The sequence below is a fragment of the Jeotgalibaca sp. PTS2502 genome (genome assembly GCF_001975685.1).
Classification (GTDB): domain Bacteria; phylum Bacillota; class Bacilli; order Lactobacillales; family Aerococcaceae; genus Jeotgalibaca; species Jeotgalibaca arthritidis.
Genome location: NZ_CP019433.1, coordinates 479,952 through 498,160, shown reverse-complemented (window position 1 = coordinate 498,160; position 18,209 = coordinate 479,952). Strand labels below are relative to the sequence as shown.

Annotated in this window: 13 protein-coding genes, 17 tRNA genes, 3 rRNA genes and 1 riboswitch; of the genes, 4 read left to right on the top strand and 29 right to left on the bottom strand. The window is 41.3% G+C overall.

Annotated elements, in window-relative coordinates; genetic code table 11:
* Window positions 1–178: 178 nt before the first annotated feature.
* Entirely contained in the window at window positions 179–1,360 is a 1,182-nt protein-coding gene (gene metK / locus BW721_RS02510; protein ID WP_076765787.1) for a methionine adenosyltransferase, read from the bottom strand.
* Window positions 1,358–1,437: riboswitch (SMK box riboswitch) on the bottom strand. (Overlaps the previous gene by 3 nt.)
* A gap of 140 nt (window positions 1,438–1,577) precedes the next feature.
* On the opposite strand from metK, the gene BW721_RS02505 reads away from it, so the two are divergent.
* Window positions 1,578–2,390 (top strand): hypothetical protein, encoded by an 813-nt coding sequence (locus tag BW721_RS02505; RefSeq protein WP_076765785.1) that lies wholly within the window; start codon window positions 1,578–1,580, stop codon window positions 2,388–2,390.
* Between the two features lie 110 nt (window positions 2,391–2,500).
* Here BW721_RS02505 and BW721_RS02500 read toward each other — a convergent pair.
* From BW721_RS02500 to BW721_RS02385, 24 genes are all read right to left on the bottom strand, one after another.
* Window positions 2,501–2,572 (bottom strand) — tRNA-Glu (locus BW721_RS02500).
* A gap of 11 nt (window positions 2,573–2,583) precedes the next feature.
* Window positions 2,584–2,654: transfer RNA gene (locus tag BW721_RS02495), tRNA-Gly, on the bottom strand.
* Window positions 2,655–2,663: 9 nt separating this feature from the next.
* Window positions 2,664–2,736, bottom strand: a tRNA-Phe gene (locus BW721_RS02490).
* A 39-nt stretch (window positions 2,737–2,775) separates the two neighbouring features.
* Window positions 2,776–2,848, bottom strand: a tRNA-Met gene (locus BW721_RS02485).
* A 37-nt stretch (window positions 2,849–2,885) separates the two neighbouring features.
* Window positions 2,886–2,975: transfer RNA gene (locus BW721_RS02480), tRNA-Ser, on the bottom strand.
* A gap of 65 nt (window positions 2,976–3,040) precedes the next feature.
* Window positions 3,041–3,112, bottom strand: a tRNA-Glu gene (locus tag BW721_RS02475).
* A 15-nt stretch (window positions 3,113–3,127) separates the two neighbouring features.
* A tRNA-Ser gene (locus BW721_RS02470) sits at window positions 3,128–3,217 on the bottom strand.
* Between the two features lie 10 nt (window positions 3,218–3,227).
* Window positions 3,228–3,301 (bottom strand) — tRNA-Ile (locus BW721_RS02465).
* A 10-nt stretch (window positions 3,302–3,311) separates the two neighbouring features.
* Window positions 3,312–3,382, bottom strand: a tRNA-Gly gene (locus tag BW721_RS02460).
* A 1-nt stretch (window position 3,383) separates the two neighbouring features.
* Window positions 3,384–3,459 (bottom strand) — tRNA-Asp (locus tag BW721_RS02455).
* 31 nt (window positions 3,460–3,490) lie between these two features.
* Window positions 3,491–3,563, bottom strand: a tRNA-Ala gene (locus BW721_RS02450).
* A gap of 18 nt (window positions 3,564–3,581) precedes the next feature.
* Window positions 3,582–3,655 (bottom strand) — tRNA-Pro (locus BW721_RS02445).
* A gap of 8 nt (window positions 3,656–3,663) precedes the next feature.
* Window positions 3,664–3,737: transfer RNA gene (locus BW721_RS02440), tRNA-Arg, on the bottom strand.
* A gap of 15 nt (window positions 3,738–3,752) precedes the next feature.
* Window positions 3,753–3,824 (bottom strand) — tRNA-Gly (locus BW721_RS02435).
* 7 nt (window positions 3,825–3,831) lie between these two features.
* Window positions 3,832–3,904, bottom strand: a tRNA-Thr gene (locus tag BW721_RS02430).
* A gap of 58 nt (window positions 3,905–3,962) precedes the next feature.
* Window positions 3,963–4,035 (bottom strand) — tRNA-Lys (locus BW721_RS02425).
* A gap of 52 nt (window positions 4,036–4,087) precedes the next feature.
* Window positions 4,088–4,160, bottom strand: a tRNA-Val gene (locus BW721_RS02420).
* Between the two features lie 12 nt (window positions 4,161–4,172).
* Window positions 4,173–4,288, bottom strand: a 5S ribosomal RNA gene (gene rrf, locus BW721_RS02415).
* A gap of 154 nt (window positions 4,289–4,442) precedes the next feature.
* Window positions 4,443–7,358 (bottom strand): 23S ribosomal RNA (locus BW721_RS02410).
* A gap of 210 nt (window positions 7,359–7,568) precedes the next feature.
* Window positions 7,569–9,124 (bottom strand): 16S ribosomal RNA (locus tag BW721_RS02405).
* Together the 16S, 23S and 5S rRNA genes with 17 tRNA genes alongside form the textbook arrangement of a ribosomal RNA operon.
* A gap of 472 nt (window positions 9,125–9,596) precedes the next feature.
* Complete coding sequence (locus BW721_RS02400) at window positions 9,597–10,943, bottom strand: glucose-6-phosphate isomerase (protein WP_076765783.1); 1,347 nt, start codon at window positions 10,941–10,943, stop codon at window positions 9,597–9,599.
* A 45-nt stretch (window positions 10,944–10,988) separates the two neighbouring features.
* Window positions 10,989–11,375 (bottom strand): hypothetical protein, encoded by a 387-nt coding sequence (locus tag BW721_RS02395; protein WP_076765781.1) that lies wholly within the window; start codon window positions 11,373–11,375, stop codon window positions 10,989–10,991.
* 26 nt (window positions 11,376–11,401) lie between these two features.
* Complete coding sequence (locus BW721_RS02390) at window positions 11,402–11,797, bottom strand: CvfD/Ygs/GSP13 family RNA-binding post-transcriptional regulator (RefSeq protein ID WP_076765779.1); 396 nt, start codon at window positions 11,795–11,797, stop codon at window positions 11,402–11,404.
* A gap of 108 nt (window positions 11,798–11,905) precedes the next feature.
* The gene (locus tag BW721_RS02385; RefSeq protein WP_076765777.1) at window positions 11,906–12,490 is read right to left on the bottom strand and encodes a peptidylprolyl isomerase; all 585 of its coding nucleotides are present in this window, start codon (window positions 12,488–12,490) and stop codon (window positions 11,906–11,908) included.
* Between the two features lie 139 nt (window positions 12,491–12,629).
* On the opposite strand from BW721_RS02385, the gene BW721_RS02380 reads away from it, so the two are divergent.
* Genes BW721_RS02380 through BW721_RS02370 form a run of 3 tightly spaced genes read left to right on the top strand, consistent with a single transcriptional unit; the run spans window position 12,630 to window position 14,664 of the window.
* A complete protein-coding gene (locus BW721_RS02380; protein WP_076765775.1) occupies window positions 12,630–13,121 on the top strand; it encodes a divergent PAP2 family protein in 492 nt (163 codons plus the stop codon).
* Between the two features lie 24 nt (window positions 13,122–13,145).
* Window positions 13,146–14,138, top strand: a complete 993-nt coding sequence (locus BW721_RS02375; protein WP_076765773.1) for an NAD(P)/FAD-dependent oxidoreductase — start codon at window positions 13,146–13,148, stop codon at window positions 14,136–14,138.
* A gap of 19 nt (window positions 14,139–14,157) precedes the next feature.
* Complete coding sequence (locus tag BW721_RS02370; RefSeq protein ID WP_076765771.1) at window positions 14,158–14,664, top strand: phosphatidylglycerophosphatase A family protein; 507 nt, start codon at window positions 14,158–14,160, stop codon at window positions 14,662–14,664.
* A gap of 14 nt (window positions 14,665–14,678) precedes the next feature.
* Here BW721_RS02370 and BW721_RS02365 read toward each other — a convergent pair whose 3' ends face one another.
* The 4 genes from BW721_RS02365 to BW721_RS02350 are packed head-to-tail and all read right to left on the bottom strand — an operon-like array spanning window position 14,679 to window position 18,165.
* Complete coding sequence (locus BW721_RS02365; RefSeq protein WP_076765768.1) at window positions 14,679–15,323, bottom strand: TIGR01906 family membrane protein; 645 nt, start codon at window positions 15,321–15,323, stop codon at window positions 14,679–14,681.
* Window positions 15,323–16,102, bottom strand: a complete 780-nt coding sequence (locus BW721_RS02360; RefSeq protein ID WP_232222937.1) for a TIGR01457 family HAD-type hydrolase — start codon at window positions 16,100–16,102, stop codon at window positions 15,323–15,325. Before BW721_RS02360 ends, BW721_RS02365 begins: the two co-directional genes overlap by 1 nt.
* An 11-nt stretch (window positions 16,103–16,113) precedes the next feature.
* Window positions 16,114–16,749 (bottom strand): YutD family protein, encoded by a 636-nt coding sequence (locus BW721_RS02355; RefSeq protein ID WP_076765766.1) that lies wholly within the window; start codon window positions 16,747–16,749, stop codon window positions 16,114–16,116.
* Between the two features lie 9 nt (window positions 16,750–16,758).
* On the bottom strand, window positions 16,759–18,165 hold the full coding sequence (locus BW721_RS02350; protein ID WP_076765764.1) for a bifunctional metallophosphatase/5'-nucleotidase: 1,407 nt from the start codon (window positions 18,163–18,165) through the stop codon (window positions 16,759–16,761).
* Window positions 18,166–18,209: the final 44 nt, after the last annotated feature.

The following is an 18,209-nucleotide window of genomic DNA, read 5'->3' as shown; positions in this document are numbered from 1 at the left end:
TCTATATAGTCATTATTTAACGATATTCTAAATTTCTTAAATGTAAGTTGTGACCGATTTCATTTAGAAAAAACACCCATTTATAAGTGTTTTTTTCAATAAATTGTTAAATTAGCAACTTTAAGGTAAAAAATAAAAAACCAAAATCGACTTTTTTCAGTCAATTTTGGTTTTCATATTAAAGTAATTTCTCTTTTAGAATAGCTACTTTATCTGTACGTTCCCAAGTAAAATCTTGATCGTCTCGGCCGAAGTGACCGTAACTAGCTGTTTTACGGAAGATTGGACGTTTCAAATCAAGCATTTCAATGATGCCATCTGGTGTCAATGTAAAGAGTTCTCTCACAACTTCGATAATGCGTTCTTCAGACACTTTTGCAGTTCCAAACGTATCAACCGAAATTGAAACAGGTTCTGCAACACCAATCGCATATGCTAATTGAATTTCGCATTTATCAGCAATTTCAGCTGCTACAATATTTTTAGCGATATAACGCGCGGCATAACTTGCTGAACGGTCTACTTTCGTAGCATCCTTACCTGAAAATGCTCCACCACCGTGACGCGCATAACCACCATAGGTATCAACGATAATCTTACGACCTGTTAAACCAGAGTCGCCTTTCGGTCCTCCTGTTACAAAACGACCTGTTGGATTAATATAATATTTTGTTTGTTCATCAAGTAAATCAGAAGAAATCACTTCTTTAACAACATGTCTCATAATATCTTCTTGAAGGGTTTCATAGGTTACAAACTCATCATGTTGTGTACTTAAGACAACAGTATCAACTCGAACAGCTTTACCATTATCATCATATTCAACCGTTACCTGCGCCTTACCATCTGGGCGTAAATAATCTAATGTCCCATCTTTACGAACCTTAGCAAGTTGATTTGTTAAGCGATGACTTAAACTAATTGGCAATGGCATTAACTCTTCTGTTTCGTTAATAGCAAAACCAAACATAAGCCCTTGGTCCCCTGCTCCTGTTGATTCACTAGATTCATCATCACGTGTCTCTAGAGAATGATCAACCCCTAATGCAATATCACCAGATTGTTCATCTAAAGAAACCATTACAGCTAAGTTTTCTGCATCAAAGCCATATTTACCACGTGTATAACCGATTTCTGTTACTGTATCACGAACAACTTGTTGAATGTTAACATAAGCAGATGTTGTAATTTCACCAAACACCATTACTAAACCAGTTGTGACGATTGTTTCACATGCCACACGTGCGTTAGGATCTTGCTTTAACAATTCATCTAGAATTGCATCACTAATTTGATCTGCAATCTTATCTGGATGTCCTTCCGTTACAGATTCCGATGTAAATAATTTTTTTTCTACCATTTTCATTTCCCCCATTTTCTTTGGTTACAAGGCAAATCCATTCATTGGATCCTATCGGGATATTGCTTTCAGCCTTAAAAGAGCAACAACTAAACTATACGCTTTTATAGGTTAAAATGCAACTAAATGTTTGGTTAGAAGTAAGTCTTTCTTGACATCATGTTGTACTTTTTCTATGATTAAGGAGTATATGCCTTCAAAACAGAGGAGGAACAAAATGAACAGTCTCAAAACAAATCTATTAAACTATCTCAACAATACATTTCTAGCATGGCTCTTACTGCCATTCGCTTCTATTGGGATTGGATCTATTCTAGGGGCAAAAGCAAATTCCTTTCAGCTTTACCCATTTTTCTTACTTTATTCTTTTTTACTAGCCATTGGGTTACAAGAAAAGTATCTTATTAAGAAACAACAAGGGAAAATGATTAACTCTTCCTTATTAAGACATCTTTTAGGTGTAATAGGCGTTGTTATACTGCTTTTAATCCTAGTTTCAGTAAATTGGTTAGCAGTGTCTCTACTATTGCTCTATAGCCTATTTATTTACATTGCGCATCAACCATTAATAAGCTTAGAACAAACAGAATTTTACTATGTTCTTCAGCTCTTTTTCAAAGGACTTATCTTAAACTTATTAGCTTTTTACTTCCAAGCTCAATTTATTTCAGCTACAATCGTTACTTACTTATTGCCAGTCTTATGCTTTGTGAGCATTCTTATCGTTGTTCAGCAAAGGAAAATGCTACAGATCGACCAAGACCCAAGTCAATTTTCACGATTTGTGTATTTAAAATTCAAACCCATTATAGCTGGTTTGTTTCTAGTTGGCAGCACGTTAGCAGTAGTCGTCCTTTTAATTAATAAAGTATCCATTTATATCGTTGTTATATTTGGATTTTTTCTTATAGCAACACTCTGCCCCCTATGTTTAACTCAGATTAGACAGCAGCTCAATAAGACGAACTATATTTCTCTCGTCATTTTTTTCATTATACTTATTTATAGTTTTATCTTACCGGTTTTTTAAACACACACTTCCCTTAAAAAGGAAGTGTGTGTTTTTTTAGAGTTAGAAACAATAAAAAAGCTATCTATCTTCCTTATTTGGGAAGATAGATAGCTTAAAGGGTCTTAAGATGACCCGTACGGGATTCGAACCCGTGTTACCGCCGTGAAAGGGCGGTGTCTTAACCGCTTGACCAACGGGCCCTTTTCTTTTAAGCGGGTGAGGAGAATCGAACTCCCGACAACAGCTTGGAAGGCTGTAGTTTTACCACTAAACTACACCCGCAAATAAAAATGGCTTGGGACGGAATCGAACCGCCGACACCTTGAGCTTCAATCAAGTGCTCTACCAACTGAGCTACCAAGCCTTACTATTTAAAATAGTGATCATAACAAATGTTATAATATTGCGGGGGCAGGACTTGAACCTGCGACCTTCGGGTTATGAGCCCGACGAGCTGCCAACTGCTCCACCCCGCGATAGTAAAATAATAGATAACTTTTAGAAAAGTTATAAAGGAGGATAAGGGATTCGAACCCTTGCACGCTTTTACACGCCTGACGGTTTTCAAGACCGTTCCCTTCAGCCGGACTTGGGTAATCCTCCGAGATAAAATAATAATATGCTATTTTTAATATCTAGTCAATTACTAAGACTTAACTAGACAAAAATGACCCGTACGGGATTCGAACCCGTGTTACCGCCGTGAAAGGGCGGTGTCTTAACCGCTTGACCAACGGGCCTTGTTCTTTTAAAAACGGAGAAGGAGGGATTTGAACCCTCGCGCCGGTATGATCCGACCTACACCCTTAGCAGGGGCGCCTCTTCAGCCACTTGAGTACTTCCCCATTAAAAATATGGGCCTAAATGGACTCGAACCATCGACCTCACGCTTATCAGGCGTGCGCTCTAACCAGCTGAGCTATAGGCCCTACTTCCAAAAGCGGGTGAGGAGAATCGAACTCCCGACAACAGCTTGGAAGGCTGTAGTTTTACCACTAAACTACACCCGCATGGCGGTTCCGACGGGATTTGAACCCGCGATCTCCTGCGTGACAGGCAGGCATGTTAACCCCTACACCACGGAACCGTAAACCTTTTAACCATAATTCATTATGGAATGGAGACTAGCGGGATCGAACCGCTGACCTCCTGCGTGCAAGGCAGGCGCTCTCCCAGCTGAGCTAAGCCCCCATAATGCTTAAAATAAAATCGGGAAGACAGGATTCGAACCTGCGACCCCTTGGTCCCAAACCAAGTGCTCTACCAAGCTGAGCTACTTCCCGTAATTTTATGCACCCAGCAGGAGTCGAACCTGCAACCGCCTGATTCGTAGTCAGGTACTCTATCCAATTGAGCTATGGGTGCTTATCAAAAAATAAAAGCGGAAGACGGGGTTCGAACCCGCGACCCCCACCTTGGCAAGGTGATGTTCTACCACTGAACTACTTCCGCAAAAAAATGCCGGCTAAAGGACTTGAACCCTCGACCCTCTGATTACAAATCAGATGCTCTACCAACTGAGCTAAGCCGGCAATATAAATAGTATTATGAAAATAATAACCCTTTTATTTCATTTTTTAAAACAAAAAATGAGTCATGCAGGGCTCGAACCTGCGACCCTCTGATTAAAAGTCAGATGCTCTACCAACTGAGCTAATGACTCAACAATACGTTGATATGTAAGTATGACTAATTTTGTCATATTGCTATGACTATGGAGGTTAACGGGATCGAACCGCTGACATCCTGCTTGTAAGGCAGACGCTCTCCCAGCTGAGCTAAACCTCCAACATAAAAAATGCGCGGCAGCGTCCTACTCTCACAAAGGGAAACCCTTCACTACAATCGGCGCTAAGAAGCTTAACTTCTGTGTTCGGGATGGGAACAGGTGTGACCTTCTTGCCATCGCCACCGCACATATTGTCATGGCTGTTGCTGCTTTAGCAGTTTACAGACATGATACACTTGGGCTATGCCCACAGTGTTTCTTTGAGGTTGTTCCCTCAAAACTGAATAGTTAACATGAAACCCTTGGTTTAAAACCTATTTTACTTGATTACCGTTTTATTATTGGTTAAGTCCTCGACCGATTAGTACTAGTCCGCTCCATACATCGCTGCACTTCCACTTCTAGCCTATCTACCTGATCGTCTCTCAGGGGTCTTACTCATTTAAAATGATGGGAAATCTCATCTTGAGGGGGGCTTCACGCTTAGATGCTTTCAGCGTTTATCCCGTCCACACATAGCTACCCAGCAATGCCCTTGGCAGAACAACTGGTACACCAGCGGTGTGTCCATCCCGGTCCTCTCGTACTAAGGACAGCTCCTCTCAAATTTCCAACGCCCGCGACGGATAGGGACCGAACTGTCTCACGACGTTCTGAACCCAGCTCGCGTGCCGCTTTAATGGGCGAACAGCCCAACCCTTGGGACCGACTACAGCCCCAGGATGCGACGAGCCGACATCGAGGTGCCAAACCTCCCCGTCGATGTGAACTCTTGGGGGAGATAAGCCTGTTATCCCCAGGGTAGCTTTTATCCGTTGAGCGATGGCCCTTCCATGCGGAACCACCGGATCACTAAGCCCGACTTTCGTCCCTGCTCGACTTGTAGGTCTCGCAGTCAAGCTCCCTTCTGCCTTTGCACTCTACGAATGATTTCCAACCATTCTGAGGGAACCTTTGGGCGCCTCCGTTACATTTTAGGAGGCGACCGCCCCAGTCAAACTGCCCGACTGACACTGTCTCCCCACCCGATAAGGGTGGCGGGTTAGAGTGGTCCTGCTACAAGGGTAGTATCCCAATGGCGCCTCCATCGAGACTAGCGTCCCGACTTCAATGGCTCCTACCTATCCTGTACATGTAGCAGAAACAATCAATATCAACCTGCAGTAAAGCTCCATGGGGTCTTTCCGTCCTGTCGCGGGTAACCAGCATCTTCACTGGTACTATAATTTCACCGAGTCTCTCGTTGAGACAGTGCCCAAATCGTTACGCCTTTCGTGCGGGTCAGAACTTACCTGACAAGGAATTTCGCTACCTTAGGACCGTTATAGTTACGGCCGCCGTTTACTGGGGCTTCAATTCAAAGCTTCGCCGAAGCTAACCTCTCCTCTTAACCTTCCAGCACCGGGCAGGCGTCAGCCCCTATACGTCATCTTTCGATTTTGCAGAGACCTGTGTTTTTGATAAACAGTCGCTTGGGCCTATTCACTGCGGCTGACCTTGCGGTCAGCACCCCTTCTCCCGAAGTTACGGGGTCATTTTGCCGAGTTCCTTAACGAGAGTTCGCTCGCTCACCTTAGGATGCTCTCCTCGACTACCTGTGTCGGTTTGCGGTACGGGCAGTTGGTTTCTAACTAGAAGCTTTTCTTGGCAGTGTGACATCAGGAACTTCGGTACTTAAATTTCCCTCCCCATCACAACTTGTCCGTATAGTAGAAAGCATTTGACTCTCTACAAGACTTGTTGCTTGGACGTGCTCTTCCAATCGCACGCATTTCCTTAGCCTCCTGCGTCCCTCCATCGTTCAAACAAAAACAACTGGTACAGGAATATCAACCTGTTGTCCATCGCCTACGCCTATCGGCCTCGGCTTAGGTCCCGACTAACCCTGGGAGGACGAGCCTTCCCCAGGAAACCTTAGTCATACGGTGGACGGGATTCTCACCCGTCTTTCGCTACTCATACCGGCATTCTCACTTCTAAGCGCTCCACCAGTCCTCACGGTCTAGCTTCAATGCCCTTAGAACGCTCTCCTACCACTCAACCTAATGGTTGAATCCACAGCTTCGGTGATCTGTTTAGCCCCGGTAAATTTTCGGCGCAGGGTCACTCGACTAGTGAGCTATTACGCACTCTTTGAATGATGGCTGCTTCTAAGCCAACATCCTAGTTGTCTGTGCAACCCCACATCCTTTTCCACTTAACAGATACTTTGGGACCTTAGCTGGTGGGCTGGGTTGTTTCCCTTTCGACTACGGATCTTATCACTCGCAGTCTGACTCCCGGACTTGAATCCATGGCATTCGGAGTTTATCTGAATTCGGTAACCCGAGAAGGGCCCCTAGTCCAAACAGTGCTCTACCTCCACGATTCGTTTATCCGAGGCTAGCCCTAAAGCTATTTCGGAGAGAACCAGCTATCTCCAGGTTCGATTGGAATTTCTCCGCTACCCACACCTCATCCCCGCACTTTTCAACGTGCGTGGGTTCGGTCCTCCAGTGCGTATTACCGCACCTTCAACCTGGACATGGGTAGGTCACCTGGTTTCGGGTCTACGACCACATACTCATTCGCCCTATTCAGACTCGCTTTCGCTGCGGCTCCGTCTTTTCAACTTAACCTCGCATGGGATCGTAACTCGCCGGTCCATTCTACAAAAGGTACGCCATCACCCATTAACGGGCTCTGACTACTTGTAAGCACACGGTTTCAGGTACTATTTCACTCCCCTTCCGGGGTGCTTTTCACCTTTCCCTCACGGTACTGGTTCACTATCGGTCACTAGGGAGTATTTAGCCTTGGGAGATGGTCCTCCCGGATTCCGACGGAATTTCTCGTGTTCCGCCGTACTCAGGATACTGGTAGAGCTGCGTTAGATTTCGCATACGGGGCTTTTACCCTGTTTCGCGTGGCTTTCCAGCCAGCTTCTGCTATCCATTGCAGTCTCACGTCCCAGTCCTACAACCCCAAAGAGCAAGCTCTTTGGTTTGGGCTTTTCCCGTTTCGCTCGCCGCTACTCAGGGAATCGAATTTTCTTTCTCTTCCTGCAGGTAATGAGATGTTTCAGTTCCCTGCGTGTACCTCAAACACGCTATGTATTCACGTGTTTGTAATATCCTATCAAAGATATTGGGTTTCCCCATTCGGAAATCTCCGGATCATAGCTTACTTACAGCTCCCCGGAGCATATCGGAGTTAGTCCCGTCCTTCATCGGCTCCTAGTGCCTAGGCATCCACCGTGCGCCCTTATTCACTTAACCTATGGTCAAGTTTCAGCCATTGCTGGCCTTTACTATCAAACTGTTTTCGTTAAAAAACTGTTCAACGTGTAACGCGGTAAAATGTTTTGGTTTCTTACTTTATATTTCATGTTATACTATTCAGTTTTCAAGGAACAATGCGTTTGAGAGTTAACCTCTCAAAACTGAACAAGAATGTGAACATCGGCAGGTTCCATATAATTTCCTTAGAAAGGAGGTGATCCAGCCGCACCTTCCGATACGGCTACCTTGTTACGACTTCACCCCAATCATCTATCCCACCTTAGGCGGCTGGCTCCCATAAGGGTTACCCCACCGACTTCGGGTGTTACAAACTCTCGTGGTGTGACGGGCGGTGTGTACAAGACCCGGGAACGTATTCACCGCGGCGTGCTGATCCGCGATTACTAGCGATTCCGGCTTCATGCAGGCGAGTTGCAGCCTGCAATCCGAACTGAGAATGGCTTTAAGAGATTCGCTTGCCCTCGCGGGTTTGCTGCTCGTTGTACCATCCATTGTAGCACGTGTGTAGCCCAGGTCATAAGGGGCATGATGATTTGACGTCATCCCCACCTTCCTCCGGTTTGTCACCGGCAGTCTTATTAGAGTGCCCAACTGAATGCTGGCAACTAACAATAGGGGTTGCGCTCGTTGCGGGACTTAACCCAACATCTCACGACACGAGCTGACGACAACCATGCACCACCTGTCACCTTGTCCCCGAAGGGAACGTCCTATCTCTAGGAGTGTCAAGGGATGTCAAGACCTGGTAAGGTTCTTCGCGTTGCTTCGAATTAAACCACATGCTCCACCGCTTGTGCGGGTCCCCGTCAATTCCTTTGAGTTTCAGCCTTGCGGCCGTACTCCCCAGGCGGAGTGCTTAATGCGTTAACTGCAGCACTGAAGGGTGGAAACCCTCCAACACTTAGCACTCATCGTTTACGGCGTGGACTACCAGGGTATCTAATCCTGTTTGCTCCCCACGCTTTCGAGCCTCAGCGTCAATTACAGACCAGAGAGTCGCCTTCGCCACTGGTGTTCCTCCATATATCTACGCATTTCACCGCTACACATGGAATTCCACTCTCCTCTTCTGCATTCAAGTTCCCCAGTTTCCAATGACCTTCCACGGTTGAGCCGTGGGCTTTCACATCAGACTTAAGGAACCGCCTGCGCTCGCTTTACGCCCAATAAATCCGGACAACGCTTGCCACCTACGTATTACCGCGGCTGCTGGCACGTAGTTAGCCGTGGCTTTCTGGTTGGGTACCGTCAAGGTAAGAGCAGTTACTCTCCTACTTGTTCTTCTCCAACAACAGAGTTTTACGATCCGAAAACCTTCTTCACTCACGCGGCGTTGCTCCGTCAGACTTTCGTCCATTGCGGAAGATTCCCTACTGCTGCCTCCCGTAGGAGTTTGGGCCGTGTCTCAGTCCCAATGTGGCCGATCACCCTCTCAGGTCGGCTACGCATCATCGTCTTGGTAGGCCGTTACCCTACCAACTAACTAATGCGCCGCGGGTCCATCTCCAAGTGACAGCACAAAGGCCGTCTTTCCTTCGGCTTCCATGTGGAAGCTGAAACTATGCGGTATTAGCACCCGTTTCCGGATGTTATCCCCCTCTTGAAGGTAGGTTACCCACGTGTTACTCACCCGTTCGCCACTAACGTCATAAGGAGCAAGCTCCTTAATCAATTCGTACGACTTGCATGTATTAGGCACGCCGCCAGCGTTCGTCCTGAGCCAGGATCAAACTCTCATGTTAAGTGTGGGCTCTTGTACAGAAACCCGACATGAAAAGCTGAATAGCTCTTTTTGCTGACTTAATGTTTTGCGATTATTATCGCGATTCGTTGTGTCATTCTTATTAATAAGAATGACCCTGCACGTTTGGTTCGTTCATTCTTTGTTCAGTTTTCAAAGGTCAAATCCGTTATCACGTGTTACGTTAAGCTTGTGTCGCGACAACTTCTATATATTACCACGGTGTTAATTATGTGTCAACAGTTTTTTAAAACTTATTTGAAAAGTTTTTTCCGCTTGTTTGATAAGCTCTCGAAGCGACTTGAAAATAGTAACACGAAAGTAAAATAGTTGTCAACGATTTTCTTTCTTTTTTCTTAACTCCCTGTAAGAAACACTATACCACAATAATGAAAGCCCTGTCAATTCTAAAAGTGATTAAAATAAAAAACATATCCGCTTCGTTATAAGCGGACATGTTCCTCTTCATTCTATTATAGACGTTCGTTTAATTCTTTAGCTAACTCTTCAAATCCAGGTTTACCTAATAGTGCGAACATATTTTTCTTGTAAGCTTCTACTCCTGGTTGATCAAATGGATTAACACCATTCAAGTAACCAGAAATACCTACAGCAATTTCAAAGAAGTAAATCATATATCCTAGCGTATAAGCGTTTTGTTCAGGAATTGTTAGAAGTAAGTTAGGAACATCACCATCAGTATGAGCTAATAGTGTTCCTTGGTATGCTTTTGTATTTACAAAGTCAATTTCTTTTCCTTCTAAATACTTAAGTCCATCTAAATCTTCTTCTAAAGTAGGAATCGTAATGTTTTTACGAGCATTCTCTACTTTAATAACAGTTTCGAAAATGTTACGTTGCCCTTCTTGGATATATTGACCTAATGAATGCAAGTCAGTTGAGAAGTTAGCACTTGATGGGTAAATACCTTTCAAGTCTTTTCCTTCTGATTCTCCAAATAACTGTTTCCACCATTCTGAGAAGTATTGCATGCTTGGCTCGTAGTTAATTAATAACTCTGTTACTTTCCCTTTACGGTATAACAAGTTACGAATCGCAGCGTATTGGTATGCACCGTTTTCTTTCAAATCTGGGTTTGAGTATGCTTCTTGAGCATCACGTGCACCTTCCATCATTGCATCAATATCCGCTCCACTAACTGCAATTGGAAGTAATCCTACTGCTGTTAAAACTGTGAAACGTCCACCGATGTCATCAGGAATAACGAATGTTTCATAGCCTTCTACATCTGCTTCATGTTTAGCCGCACCTTTTGCTCGGTCTGTTGTTGAGTAAATACGTTTAACAGCTTCTTCTTTCCCATATTTCTTAATTAGTAATTCTTTAAATACACGGAAAGCGATAGCAGGCTCAGTTGTCGTACCTGATTTAGAAATCATATTAACAGAAAAATCACGATCACCAATGACTTCAATCAAATCTGCTAGATAAGTAGAGCTAATGCTATTACCTGCAAAGAAGATTTGAGGTGTTTTACGGTCAGCTGTATTTTGCACATTGTAGAATGTATGGTTTAAGAAATCAATTGCAGCGCGAGCGCCTAAATATGAACCACCAATACCGATGACAACTAACACTTCTGAGTCGTCTTGAATCTTTTTAGCTGCAGCTTTAATACGATCAAATTCTGCTTTGTCGTATTTTTCAGGCCACTCAATCCAACCAGTAAAGTCGTTACCTGCACCTGTACCTTCTCTTAATGCTTTATCAGCAGTTGTTACTTGATCTTGTAAATAATCAACTTCGTGTTGACCGAAGAATTTCAATGCTTTTGAATAATCAAATTGAATATGTGCCATTTTTTTACTTCCTCCATCCATTTATACATTTATAAGTTATTGCAATTAACTTTTATACGTTGGAACAACATTTGAATCACATTTGCTTAACAGTTCTGTTAAGTCTTTCGTTCTTCGCCATGTCACCAATCCCGATTGATTTAAGAGCGTCATTTCATCTTCAGGCCTTTCAACTAAATCAAAGACGAACAACGGTGATGTTTTATCTTGCACTTTTATATTAGTCAAATCCATCAATCGAATTGATTCTGAATCAACCGTTACAAACTCTAGCAAGGTTTCCATAATAATACCCATGTGAAGTTTCTCTGTTTCCTCAATTCGTTCATAAATAAATGAAGAAACACCATCGTTGTCTTTAACTAGAAAAAATGTTTCGCCTTGCTGGTTGGTTACCATAATCGTTCCAGCAACACGTTTGCTCTCTGTCATGCCTGTTCATCTCACTTCCATCATATCTATTGGTTATCATTCATATTGGATAATCTATTTTTCTCATCAAGCTTCGCTTCTTCTATCCATTTCGGCATTTTATCTTGTAGGGTTTTAAATCCAATTTGAGGTGTATACCGTCTTCGTCTTTGTTTCTTACGTTGCGGCTGTGTCGGTGCAATCAGTGTCTCCATCGCACGCAAGGAAAGACTGACCTTTTTTGTGTACTCATCAATATCAATGATTTTCGCCTCAACATCGTCGTCCACTTGAATCATTGTATCTAAATCCGCTACAAACCCATGTTTGCATTCCGAAATATGAATAAGTCCTTGGGTATTTTTATCAAGAGCAACAAAGATACCATATGTCTGGATGCCTGTTACTTTTCCCTTAATAATATCCCCTATTTTATAGTCCATAGTGATGTTACTCTCCTTTTTCATATACATACATTCATTATAACATGATTTTAGGAGAAAATGACAGACTGATATCGCCCTACCATTGAGTTGAAATAGTAAGTCTTATTATAGTTCAATGCCTAAAATGACAACATCTTCTACTGGTTTATCGTTTGCTCCTTTAGCGACACCTTCGATAGCATAAACAACATCCATACCAGCCTTCACTTGTCCAAAAACAGTGTGGCGATGATCTAACCAAGGTGTTCCACCATTTTCACGGTAATTTTCAACGATTTCTTCTGGCCAGCCGCCATCTTTCAGTTGACCTAACATATTTTCTTGAACATGTTTACTAGTCACGATAAAGAATTGGCTACCGTTTGTATTTGCACCAGCATTAGCCATTGATAAAGCACCATGCAAGTTAAACAAATCCATTGAGAACTCATCTTCAAATGATTGTCCCCAAATACTTTCACCACCCATACCTGTTCCTGTTGGGTCACCACCTTGGATCATGAAGTCGCTAATAACACGGTGGAAAATTACGCCATCGTAATAACCTTTCTCAGCTAGTCCTAAAAAGTTCTCAACTGCTTTAGGTGCATGCTCTGGAAATAGTCTTAATTCAATGTCACCTTTTGTTGTTTTTATGATGACTGTTTTTTCATTTTCAATTGATTCTTGCAATTGTGGATATAAATTCATTATTTCTCCCCCTTTAATTACCATTCTATCACATTGTATGAAAGTCATTCCACATCTTCTGTCATTTTTATTGTGTCAGTTAAGTGCTTTCGTGTTATCATATACCTATATTTCATTACTAGAGAAGGATGCTTATAAAATGATACTATTTAATAATTTCCCTTTAATATGTTCTTTAATAGCTATTATCTTTACCCAAGCAATCAAATATCCCATCGCCTTGTTACTGAAAGACAGTAAAACATCTGTTTCTATTGTCACAACAACAGGCGGCATGCCTAGCTCACACTCGGCTGGCGTAACGGCACTCATTACTGCTTTAATTTTAGAATATGGGTATTCTTCTGGTTATGTGGCGATTGCAACAACCTTTGGCGTGATTGTTATGTTTGACTCTATGGGGGTTAGAAGACAAAGTGGTGAACAAGGACTTGTTCTTGTTCAGATGATTAAGGAAATCCGAAACCTTTCGAATCAACAGGATGATGGTTATGTTAAAGAGCCTATTCATGATACAAAAATGATTTTGAAGAAGTACCTTGGACATAAACCTTTGGAAGTCTTTGTTGGTTTACTAACAGGAGTTGCTGTGACTTTTGTTGTCAATATGATTTACGTTCGCCTAGGTTAATTGATAGATTTTGGAGGTTTTATTTTGACTAGTGAAAAAGAGATTTTTGATTTAACGATTATAGGTGGCGGTCCGGTTGGAATGTTTACAGCCTTTTATGCTGGACTAAGACAAGCAAAGGTAAAAATTATTGAAGCGCTCCCTCAAATTGGCGGTCAGCCAGGTATGCTTTACGCCGAAAAGAAAATATACGACATCGCTGGTCTGCCAGAAATTACTGGAGAAGATTTAATTAAGAACTTGAAAGAACAAATGAGTCGCTTCGATACAACCATCCATTGTAATGAAGAAGCCTTTGACTTCCACAAGGATGAGGATGGGATTATCGAAATCCAAACTTCAAAACAAAAGCATTACACAAAAGCAATTATTATTACGGCTGGGAATGGCGCATTCCGTCCCCGCAAACTTGAAATCAACCATGCAGACCAATACGAGGATGCTAACCTTCATTATTTCGTTAATAATATCGAAGGTTTCCGGGACAAGGTAGTCGCTATCTGCGGTGGTGGTGACTCAGCAGTTGACTGGGCTTTAACACTTGAACCAATTGCTAAAACAGTCTACCTCATTCATCGTCGTCCGCAATTCCGTGCACAAGAACACAGTATTCATTTATTATCAAAATCTTCTGTTGAAATTGTAACGCCTTTTGTTCCCATCGAAATAAAAGGCGATGGACGAACCCTATCCAGTGTCGTGCTACAAGAATCAAGAAAAGATACTACTCAAGAGATTGAAGTGGACGATTTCTTAATTAATTACGGCTTCTCTTCCTCAATTGGTGGATTAAAAAAATGGGGTTATGAAGTCAAAGGAAATTCTATTGTTGTGAATACAAAAATGGAAACATCTATTCCAGGTATTTATGCGGTTGGTGATATTTGTACATACGATGGTAAAGTTAAACTTATTGCAACAGGTTTTGGTGAAGCGCCAACTGCTGTTAATAATGCCATGGCCTATATTAACCCTAACAATCGGGTTCAACCGATGCATTCAACCAGTTTATTCTAACTATGAAGGAGAGAGCAATATGGTAAAAAGCGGTAGCGAATTACATCAACGTGCTTTGTTATTATTGAGTGAGCGTGGTGTTGAACTAGATGACATAGCAGAATTAGTATTATTTCTTCAAAAAGATTATGTAGAGGACATATCAATTGATTTATGTAGGGAAAATGTGCAGTCGGTTCTAACAAAACGTGAAGTTCAAAATGCTGTTATTACAGGTATCGAGCTTGATGTTCTAGCTGAAAAAGGTATTTTATCTCAACCACTTCAGGACATTTTAATTAATGATGAAGGCCTATACGGCATTGACGAAATCCTCGCCCTATCTATTGTTAATGTTTATGGCTCTATAGGCTTTACTAACTATGGCTACATCGATAAAGTTAAACCCGGCATCTTAAGCACTCTAAACGATAAAACTGATGAGCATTGTCATACCTTTTTAGATGATATTGTCGGTGCCATTGCTGCAGCTGCAGCAAGTCGTATCGCTCATGACGATCCCAATAAGAGTGACATTATGAAATAACAAAAACACCGTTCCTAAACAGAACGGTGTTTTTTGTTTGCTGACTTGGCCCAAAAATGAACAAACACTAGTCCAATTTCCAAGATAAGAAAGACAGCTATAAAACAATGCATAAAGAATTGCTGTGGCAAAGCGAGAATGATAGGATCTGTTCGCCAATCGAATAACCAGGCATCGTTATTGAAGAATAGTTCATGAAAAGTAGTAAATAGTGTTGAGAAATTTAAAGAAATAAACACTAAAACAACCACAGGTAAAACCATCATGATTTTAGTCGGTAAAATTAACCGCCATCTCATCCCCTCTTTTTTGATACGTTTGATAAAAAATATGCTATAAAGAGCTGTTATAATCATAATAGTGTAGTCGAGTAAAAATAAACGTTTCACTTCATAAAAATGAAAGAGTCCACTTTCAGATGATGGAAAGTTTGGCATATTCAATTCAGATACCCATGGAAAATTCAAATAATCTAAAAGGATACGATAATTAGTCATAATGACATCCTTAGAAAAACCGGTGGCCCGCTCAATATCTAAATAAGAGATATCAAAGGCATATAAGGGTGTAAAATTAATCGTAAAAGCAATGGCAAAGGATAAAATAAATAGAAAAATAGCCACTGAGCCAATAAAAATAAACAAGTTTGTTTTCTTCATTAGAGCACAACCCACTCTGTTAAGTCATTGACGATATGAGTTGGTTTTTCATCGATATAAGAGAGATCCTCTCGGCTTGTAAAACCGGTCAAAGTTAATATGGTATCCATATCATAATGAATCCCCGCTAGAATATCCGTATTATAATTATCACCAACCATAACAACATCTTCTTTAGCTAAACCTAAGCGTTCTAAAGCACCATCCATAATAAAGGCATAGGGCTTGCCAATTACGATAGGTTCTTTTTGTGTACTTGTTTTTAAAAAGGCCGTTAATGCCCCCGCTCCAGGTAGAAAGCCTTTTTCAGTTGGGATGCTCGTATCAGGATTAGTGGCAATAAAAACTGCGCCGTTTCGAATTGCCAAATTCGCAGTCGCGAGCTTGTCATAGGTCAGTGTTCGATCAAGTGCTTGTATAACCACATCTGCATCCTGATCCGTTAACGTTAGTCCCTTAGACTCCGCCTCCTTAATTAGAGCCGATTCTCCAATAATAATGGTTCTAGCCGCCGGATGTTTTTTTACCACATAGTCGACAGCAGCGATAGCACTGGTGTAAACATGATCTGCCGTTGTATCAATATCACAAATTTCTTTCAAATAAGCAGCCACTTCTTCCGGTGTACGTGTCGCATTATTTGTTAAAAATAAATGCGGTATGTCTTTTGCGACTAAATTTTCAATAAATGGTTTCGCAGTTGGAATTGGTAGCGTTCCGCTATACATCGTCCCATCCAAATCAATTAAATATCCTTTATAAGCTTTAATCGTTACCACTCCCTTATCGTTTAATCTTTTTTCTCGTGAATTTTAAATGTCGTCTTTGGCTGAGCAGCTTTTTTCGGCTGATTTGGTTTCTTTTGGTTATGTTGCGGTTTTGAATCGCTATTTTTAATAGCAAAATTTTTCTTTTGTTTTTTTGCTTGTGGTTGCTGTTGCTCGTCAACAACCTTATCTCTCACTTGTCGTTTCTTCCGACGTTTGCTCTTACTTTTCGCTGGTTTATCACCTTGATCTTTTTCTAAAACAAAATATGCACAACCAAAATTACAGAACTCATACAAATAATCTTCTAAAAAGTTTATTTTTTTATCAAAAGCCGCTCGGTGATTACTATCATGGAAAAATCCTTTTAATCGAAGTTGATCATAGCCCCAGTCCCCAACGATATAATCATACTTATTTAAAATACTGTTATAACGACCTGCTAATGCTTCTGCTTGTACAGCATCACGATGATTGACCACTATGGTATAAATACTGTTCTCAATTTTGACTTTGTTTTCTTCTATCAATTCAACTTGACTTTGAGGAAGCTTTTTCTCTTCCTCTTTTTTTACCTCCTCTTCAGGAGTTGCAAGCGTCTCTAATGTTGTATCTAACTGCTCTTTTATACTATCTTTTTTCTTCTTTTGCTCACTCACGTTATCGCCTCATTTACTATATGAAATTGGAAAATGCTTCTCTAAATATTGACCTACGACATCCCTTAGAAAGTGAGGAAAAAGCAACTCACTTTCGCCTTTCTTTTCAATCAGAGGAAAGAAGGAAACATAGCGGTAATGATCGACTGTCACAAATTCAATGTTATCGTTATCTTTGATGACTGTTCCATTATAGTAGATAACTCCCATTTTGACATCAACTTTAATTCCTTTGTAACAGAGTTCACCAAATACCTTTCCTCTAAATCCCATTCCCATCACTGTTTTAATTCTTAATTCGTCGCGTTGGTCTTCCATATCGAAAACCATCCGACAAAAGTCTTTACCTAACATTTTACACCTTATTAAGCGCATCGGGTGAGGTAACATCCTGTGGAGATCGGCTTTTGTAACTACTCCTTTAGCAAGAGAGTCTAAAAATAAACCAGCATTCAATAATCCAATATCAATACTAACAAATTCTGTAATGGCTTCAAGCCCTAATTGGACAAGATTGGTTGAATGGTACCAATCGGACTGACATTCAATTGGCATGTCAGCTACAACTTGACTGGTTAATTGCTGAATCCCCTTCTTGTAAAGACGATTAATCTCACTTTGATCCAAAGACCATTCTGCTAAGTCATTACAATGAATAAGTTCCGTCTTTTTATCAATAACGTCATGATTAGGAGATACAGTCACAACACTGTGACCAATATAAGCGCCCCATTTACCTCCTCCAGTTAACAGACAGTTGTCAATTAATTTCCCTTCTGATAAAACATGATGAGTATGGGCTCCTAAAATCAAATCAATGTCTTGATACATTTCAGCCATATGTTCATCTTCAATAATTCCCATATGAGACAAGAGAATAATCATGTCTACTTGGGGAGCCAGCTCTTGTAATAACAGTGGTAGCACTTCAAACGATTCTTTAGGCTGCCAGCCATTAGGTAAATAACTGAGATACAATGGTGCTGTTATACCAACAAGACCGATTCTAAAACCCTCTGGTGTAGATAAAATGAGACTTTCTTGTGCCCAATCAGGTTGCTTACTATCTTCAAGATCAACTAAATTAGCTAACAAAACCGGAAAATTAGCATCCTCATAAAGCCGGTTTAAAACGTCTTTTGTATTACCAATGCCTTCGTTATTCCCTATGGTCACAGCATCAAAGCCAATTTGATTCATTAATTCAATATTAGCCTTACCATTTGTTGTTTCGGTTAAGGGATGAACTCGGTCAAGAAAATCACCAATATCGAAGATAAAAACAGTCTCTCCATTAGCCTGATGCTCTTCCTTTTTCTGGCGAAGAAATCGTCTTATTTTTGGCCAGTTCTCAAAATGAGAATGCAGGTCATTGATATGGTAGATATGAATCTGTTGATTCCCATTAGTGAACACTCGCTAACGCCCCATTCGTTTAAGTTAAACTTTAAAGGTTTATA